This window comes from Microcoleus sp. FACHB-SPT15 (assembly GCF_014849525.1).
Classification (GTDB): Bacteria; Cyanobacteriota; Cyanobacteriia; order Cyanobacteriales; family Coleofasciculaceae; genus Symplocastrum; species Symplocastrum torsivum.
Genome location: NZ_JACJNU010000003.1, coordinates 48552 through 54551 on the forward strand (window position 1 = coordinate 48552; position 6000 = coordinate 54551).

The window sequence follows — 6000 nt, forward strand, 5'->3', positions numbered from 1 at the left end:
CGGATTTGGGTTATTTTACGGAAGGTTTTTCAGGTAGGCTGAGAAGTCTTGCCTGTTTACTGTTAATCCAAAGACCAGTACAACACTTTAAAATACGGAAAGTTTATTACGCCGTCCCCGTTTTTCAATCAACCAATTCTATGGATGCTTACGCCATTTTCAAGCAGGCTGAGAAAATGCGGGTTAGCGATGGAGCCATCGTGCCGCTGTTGAGCGATTGCGAGTGGGAAAGCCGGCTGTTAGTCCTGGTTTGGCCTCAACTGGGAGATTTTGACACTCTTGAATATGCCTGGTGGCTACAACGAGAAGCTTTGCGGATTCAAAGGCAAGGATTGGTGATACGGGCTGTGGGTATCGGAGATCGCGCATCGGGGCAGCAATTTTGTGACTACACAGGGTTCCCAGCTTCTAGTCTTTTTGTCGATCCTCATGCCGAACTACACCAAAAGCTTAATCTAAGACCTGGTTTATCGCTCAAAATTCCCAGCCTCTCAAGTGCTCAAAACGCATGGCTCAACCTGATGCTGATGTGTGCAGGAATTGGTAGTTCTGGGACGATTGCTGAAGTGTTTCGCGGTTATCGAGGCGATAAAAAAGCACCCCAGTTAATTGGCGAAAAGGAGGTTGTTCAGGTGAAGCCTCTGCCTCCAGTTAAGGGGTCGTTCTTCAACTTAGCAGGTGGTCAAGGGTTCCAGCGCCCCTTTGAACTGGCAACCCTACGACTGCGAAATATGGTAGAGGTCTTAAGCCATTGGAAAACCTACGTCCCAGATGCCGCTTATTTAACCCAACGAGGGGGAACGTTTCTGTTCAATGAATTAGGAGAATTACTCTACTCACACCGCGATCCGGGAATCCTTGGCTTTGCTGCTGATATGAGCAATCCCCTCTCGTTTCTGGGTCTTGAACTGTCGGGAGATTGTCTAACTGGTCAACATTTTGCAGATAACTTGTAATATCAGCTATCTATTTACGGAACAAGAATTTTCTACTTCCAGCTTTGTGAATTATCAGCTTTTCACAGTTCCTAAAACAGCTTTGTAAGAGTGAAGTTTGAGCATGAACCCAGGTTCATCGGGATATCAAATCATTGTGGCTGCCATAATTGGCGGCCTGATTAGCTTGTTTAGTACATGGTTAAACAACAGGTTTCAACTTGCTCGAGAGAAGCAGCAATGGCTACGGCAAGAAGAATCTGAAAAGCAAAAATGGTATAGAGAGCAGCTATACGAAGTTTACAGAAAATGCTTAAGTCTTCTAACACAAATCGAAGATTCACCTCGATTAGGGAATGTAACAGAAGGAATAAAGTTACTTACTGAAGCGAAAGAATATTTAACACTATTGGAAATTAATCATCCAAATAGGGATTCAGAAGAGTTTAAAACACTTCAGCTTTTGATAAACACATACTTGTCAGAAGGTTTTGAAAATAATCTATATCCGACTGGTTATCTTAAGCAAATAATTATTGACTTGATGGCAAGCGATACGAGGATAAATAGCCAGTGACAATAGGGTTTATAAGCTATGTTTTCCTCTGATCATTGCTTTTCGTAGCTTTCTTTTGTCGGGTAGGTTGTTTTGTTGTGCTTAGGGGATGAGTAGAAGTGACGTTATCTACTACTAGATAGCGCAATCTGAACTAGACATAATGTTCGTTATGCCTGCTGTGACGACGCGATCGCTAAAATAAGGCTTTACACAGGGTGAGCGGGAAGGCGTGAGTAAACAATTGCATCCAAATACGTCCTCTCCTGCTGCTGGAAAGTCGGGTGTCCTCTATGCCGTTTTAGCTTACACAGCCTGGGGATTGCTACCCGTTTACTGGAAATTGTTTGGGCAAATCCCAGCCATCGAGGTGTTGAGCCACCGGATTCTCTGGTCGATGGTATTTCTCATCGGACTTTTGGTTTGGCAACGACGCACTTCCGAGTTCTGGGAAGTCTGGCGTTTTAAGAGAAAAGTGAGCTTCCTACTGGTAACAGCCTTGCTGCTGACATTTAACTGGGGGCTTTACATCTACGGAGTCAACACCCAGCGCGTGGTAGAAACGAGCCTCGGTTATTTCATCAATCCTCTAGCCAATGTTTTACTGGGATATGTGGTGCTTCATGAACGCTTGCACTGGGGGCAACAATTTGCCGTGTTATTGGCAAGTCTTGGGGTAGTAAATTTTGTCTGGCAACTGGGAACAGTACCCTGGATTGCTCTGGGGTTAGCGTTTTCCTTTGCGTTCTATGGACTGGTACGGAAGGTTGTTTCCGTTTCACCGATGGTGGGACTGGCAGTGGAAACGTTGCTAGCGTTTCCAGTGGCATTGGCTTTCATTGGATACCAAACCGCAACAGGAACTGGGCATTTTTTTGCCAACCTGTGGCTCATGCTGTTATTGATGGGAGCGGGAGTTGTGACTTCAATTCCGCTGTTGTGGTTCAACAATGCGGCAAAACGGTTGCGTCTATCAACATTGGGGTTCTTCCAATACATTGCTCCCAGTTTGCAATTGTTGCTGGGGATTTTCCTTTATCACGAATCATTTTCTCGTACCCATGCCGTGACTTTTGGATTAATCTGGTTGGCTCTGCTCATTTACTCGACGACTTCATTGGTCAAGAAGAATCAGTAGTACAGTGATTTGAGCGCTATCGGCGAACGGGTCAACAGGCTTACAGCCCAGCCTTGAACTCATCATTGAGAAAGTCAATAAAGCATTTTACCTTCGCCGACTCAAAGCGTCCTCGACGGTAAACGAGCTGAATCGGTATTGGCTCAGGTTCGTATTCTTTTAGGATAACTTTGACCGATTGATTTTGGAGTTCATCACTAAACGCCCAAATTGGTGATGTGCCAATGCCAATGTTTGCCAACACGGCTTCACGAAGCGCCATCGAGTTATTGACTTGCAGATTTCCACTTACCGTTACTGTCGTTCCTCGAAAATGCCATTCATTACCTGTGGACTGCTTAGTATAAACAATGCAGTTATGCAGCATTAGGTCAGCTGGTATTTGTGGCTCACCAAACGTCTCCAAATAGGTCGCCGACGCGACCGCAACAAATCGGAATGTGCCGAGCGGTTGAGAGATTAAATTGGAATCGAGAAACTTGCCAATTCTGATTGCCAGATCGATACCCTCTCCGACTAAATCGACAAAGTGGTCAGACATCGTCAAGTCAATCTTAATATCCTGATAGCGATCAAGAAATCGTTTCAGACGGGGGAGTACCTGCATCTGCCCAAATGCAACGGAGCAATTGAGTCGTAATCTTCCCGAAGGGTTCTGCCTTTTTCCCACACTCGACTCGGCTTCAGATAGTGCTTCGAGAACGAGTTGGCAACGCTCATAAAAGCGCATTCCCTCCTCCGTCAAACTGACTTGGCGCGTTGAGCGCAGCAGTAATTGTACGTCCAGATAGTCTTCTAGTGCCGCAATCTGTTTGCTAATCGTCGGTTGAGTGGTACCCATCTCTCTAGCGACGGCGGAGAAACTGCCGATTTCTACTGTTCGCACAAAACTTTTGATGCAGGTGATCAGGTCTGACATGGAGATTGATTCTTAAAAGGAATAAGTCATATTCCAGTTTGCCGCCTTCTCAAACAAAAGAGAATGAACCATCCTAGATCTTGTGAGCTAAATCAAGTCTCTAACCTGACAACTCCGAGTTAACCAATAGGACAAAAACTCATGATTACAGCGACAGACCTCAAAGCCAACTTTGAAGACATCAAGACTCTGGTAAACCAAGGTAAAGCGATGGAAGCGTTTGAGAAATACTATGGTGATGATGTAGTGATGCAGGAAAATGAAACGCCAGCCACTGTGGGGAAAGCCGCAAATCGCGCTAGAGAACTGGACTTCTTTTCTAAAGTGACGGAATTTCGGGCAGCGGAACTGAAAGCGGTTGCTTATGGCGAAGACGTGATTATTTCTGAGTGGTTTGTCGATTACACCCATTCAGAATGGGGCAAGGTCACGCACGATCAAGTTTCTGTACAGAGATGGAAAGATGGCAAAGTGATTCATGAGCGTTTCTATTACGCGGCATAAACTGCCTCAACGATTTCTCTTAACCCGACAACATTTGAGCTTTAGTTGCCGGGTTAATCACTTGACAAGACTGCCACCCCTAATAAAAGCTCAAACCTCGAATTTTTACCGACGACAATTTTCCCCCAACGAGCTTACTTGAGTTGGGGTTTTGTTTAGTTCGCAAAAGGGTAAATCCTACTCAGGAGAGTAGTACTTGCGCTCGCTGTGCGAATATCTCCAACGTTCACTTTTATGGCGTTATGCCTGCTGCTCTTTAACTTGAGCGGGACGAACATACTTGTAGTAAGTGTTGCGGCTAATTCCCAAGGTCGAGCAGATTTGCTGAACGGTGATTTTGGGGTCAGCCGCCAGGATTTTCGCCTGCCGAATTTTGGCAGCATCCATCTTGCTGGGTCGTCCACCCTTCCTGCCCCTGGCTCTGGCTGCTGCTAATCCATCGCGAGTACGCTGCACAATCAGTTTGCGCTCGAACTCAGCCAACGCTCCAAACAGGTGAAACACCAGTTCACCTCCGATGGAGTCAGTATTGATGCCGTCTTTGAGGACACGAAAGTTAACCCCACGCGCTTTAAGTCCTTCGACGATTTCAATCAGATGTTTGAGTGAGCGACCCAGCCTATCTAGTTCCCAGACTATGAAGGTATCACCTTCTCGGCAGTAGGATAGCGCCTCATCTAGTCCTGAGCGTTTGTCAGAAGCTCCAGAAATGACATCCTTAAAAATCTTTTCACAACCCGCGTGTCTCAAGTGGTCTTCTTGGCGGTCAGTCGTCTGCTCCTGCCGTGAAACCCTCATATATCCCACTAACATAATTATTACTTTGTCACAAAACCTGAATCTACTGTACCAAAAAGATAGAGCGGGGAGGGTTTTAGTGACATAGATTAAGTGACGAGTTTTTGGTACGAATTTGCGGTGAAAAGAAGCGGTTTTTGCGTCTTGGGTTAGCTATACCAAAAAACGAACGTTTTCTGGTATACAAGCTTGAGGCAAGTGTGAGAAACTTTCGTTGTCGGGCTAGAAAAAAACAAGCCTACTGTGATAACTGAACAAATGCCGGAAAAAGACTTGCAGTTGCGGTTGGCTCTTAATGCCGCTGGGCTAGGGACTTGGGACTGGAACCTGGAAACTAACTTAGTTACCTGGTCTGAACGCACTGAGGAAATCTTTGGCTATGCACCTGGTACTTTCCCCGGAACCTATGAGGGTTTTATCGATCGCGTTCATCCTGAAGATCGCGACCGGGTGTCTCTTGAGTGCGCTCGCAGTGTATCGGAAAAGATTCCCTGTAGTTTTGAATATCGCCTACTTCTTCCCGATGGTACGGTTCGCTGGGTTGCCGAGCAGGGCGATTTCTTGAAAGATGAAACGGGTCAACCACGCCACTTGTGTGGCGTTATGAAGGATATTACCTCGCGAAAGATTGCGGAAGAAGCCTTGCGCTCTAGCGAAGAACAATTTCGCCGAGTATTTGACGAAGCCCCCATCGGGATGGGGCTAACCAACTCAGACGGTTACTTCTTTAGGGCGAATCGAGCATTTCTTGAAATGCTGGGGTACACCGAGTCTGAACTAAAGACTTTCAAGTGCTCGGATATTACCCATCCCGAAGACTTGAAGCACGAAATTCCCTATGTCCAGCAGGTAAAGAGAGGAGAAATTAACAGCTTTCAATTGGAGACACGTTTCTTCAAAAAGAACCAAAAGATTGTTTGGGTGAATTTAACCTTGATGATGCTCAGAGACAAGGCGGGAGAAATCCTCTATACGCTTGGCATGATCGAGGACATTACGGTTCGTGTGCGATTCGTTGGCTAGAAACCAATCCTAACAAGGATATGAGACTGGCAGTTTCGACCCTGACCAGTAAGCACTCTCGAAAAACCCGGCGAATAGCATCACTCTAAAGGTACATAGTATGGTCATTCGGAACGAAGTAACCTCT

7 protein-coding genes are annotated in these 6000 nt (G+C 46.0%); 5 read left to right on the plus strand and 2 right to left on the minus strand.

What is annotated here, in order from left to right; translation table 11 throughout:
- Positions 1-140: 140 nt before the first annotated feature.
- From H6F98_RS00510 to rarD, 3 genes are all read left to right on the plus strand, one after another.
- Complete coding sequence (locus H6F98_RS00510) at positions 141-956, plus strand: peroxiredoxin-like family protein (RefSeq protein ID WP_192216718.1); 816 nt, start codon at positions 141-143, stop codon at positions 954-956.
- Positions 957-1059: 103 nt separating this feature from the next.
- Positions 1060-1512: a hypothetical protein gene (locus H6F98_RS00515; protein ID WP_192216719.1), complete on the plus strand. Its 453-nt coding sequence runs from the start codon at positions 1060-1062 to the stop codon at positions 1510-1512.
- Positions 1513-1723: 211 nt separating this feature from the next.
- On the plus strand, positions 1724-2629 hold the full coding sequence (gene rarD / locus H6F98_RS00520) for an EamA family transporter RarD (RefSeq protein WP_192216720.1): 906 nt from the start codon (positions 1724-1726) through the stop codon (positions 2627-2629).
- Positions 2630-2669: 40 nt separating this feature from the next.
- Here the strand turns inward: rarD and H6F98_RS00525 are convergent, their stop codons facing one another.
- Positions 2670-3548 carry a LysR family transcriptional regulator gene (locus H6F98_RS00525; RefSeq protein ID WP_192216721.1) on the minus strand — a complete coding sequence of 293 codons (879 nt, stop codon included), beginning with the start codon at positions 3546-3548 and terminating at the stop codon, positions 2670-2672.
- A gap of 141 nt (positions 3549-3689) precedes the next feature.
- Between H6F98_RS00525 and H6F98_RS00530 the strand changes: the two genes are divergently transcribed.
- Positions 3690-4052, plus strand: coding sequence for a SnoaL-like domain-containing protein (locus H6F98_RS00530; RefSeq protein ID WP_192216722.1), 363 nt, complete (start codon positions 3690-3692; stop codon positions 4050-4052).
- Positions 4053-4292: 240 nt separating this feature from the next.
- Here H6F98_RS00530 and H6F98_RS00535 read toward each other — a convergent pair whose 3' ends face one another.
- Positions 4293-4850: a recombinase family protein gene (locus H6F98_RS00535; RefSeq protein WP_242058250.1), complete on the minus strand. Its 558-nt coding sequence runs from the start codon at positions 4848-4850 to the stop codon at positions 4293-4295.
- Positions 4851-5108: 258 nt separating this feature from the next.
- On the opposite strand from H6F98_RS00535, the gene H6F98_RS00540 reads away from it, so the two are divergent.
- The gene (locus H6F98_RS00540) at positions 5109-5873 is read left to right on the plus strand and encodes a PAS domain-containing protein (RefSeq protein ID WP_192216724.1); all 765 of its coding nucleotides are present in this window, start codon (positions 5109-5111) and stop codon (positions 5871-5873) included.
- Positions 5874-6000: the final 127 nt, after the last annotated feature.

What these genes read in the sequence shown, in the direction of transcription:
- H6F98_RS00535 (WP_242058250.1), bottom strand. Translation starts at nt 4,850, where the DNA reads ATGAGGGTTTCACGGCAGGAGCAGACGACTGACCGCCAAGAAGACCAC.
- H6F98_RS00540 (WP_192216724.1), top strand. Translation starts at nt 5,109, where the DNA reads ATGCCGGAAAAAGACTTGCAGTTGCGGTTGGCTCTTAATGCCGCTGGG.
- H6F98_RS00515 (WP_192216719.1), top strand. Translation starts at nt 1,060, where the DNA reads ATGAACCCAGGTTCATCGGGATATCAAATCATTGTGGCTGCCATAATT.
- H6F98_RS00510 (WP_192216718.1), top strand. Translation starts at nt 141, where the DNA reads ATGGATGCTTACGCCATTTTCAAGCAGGCTGAGAAAATGCGGGTTAGC.
- H6F98_RS00530 (WP_192216722.1), top strand. Translation starts at nt 3,690, where the DNA reads ATGATTACAGCGACAGACCTCAAAGCCAACTTTGAAGACATCAAGACT.
- H6F98_RS00525 (WP_192216721.1), bottom strand. Translation starts at nt 3,548, where the DNA reads ATGTCAGACCTGATCACCTGCATCAAAAGTTTTGTGCGAACAGTAGAA.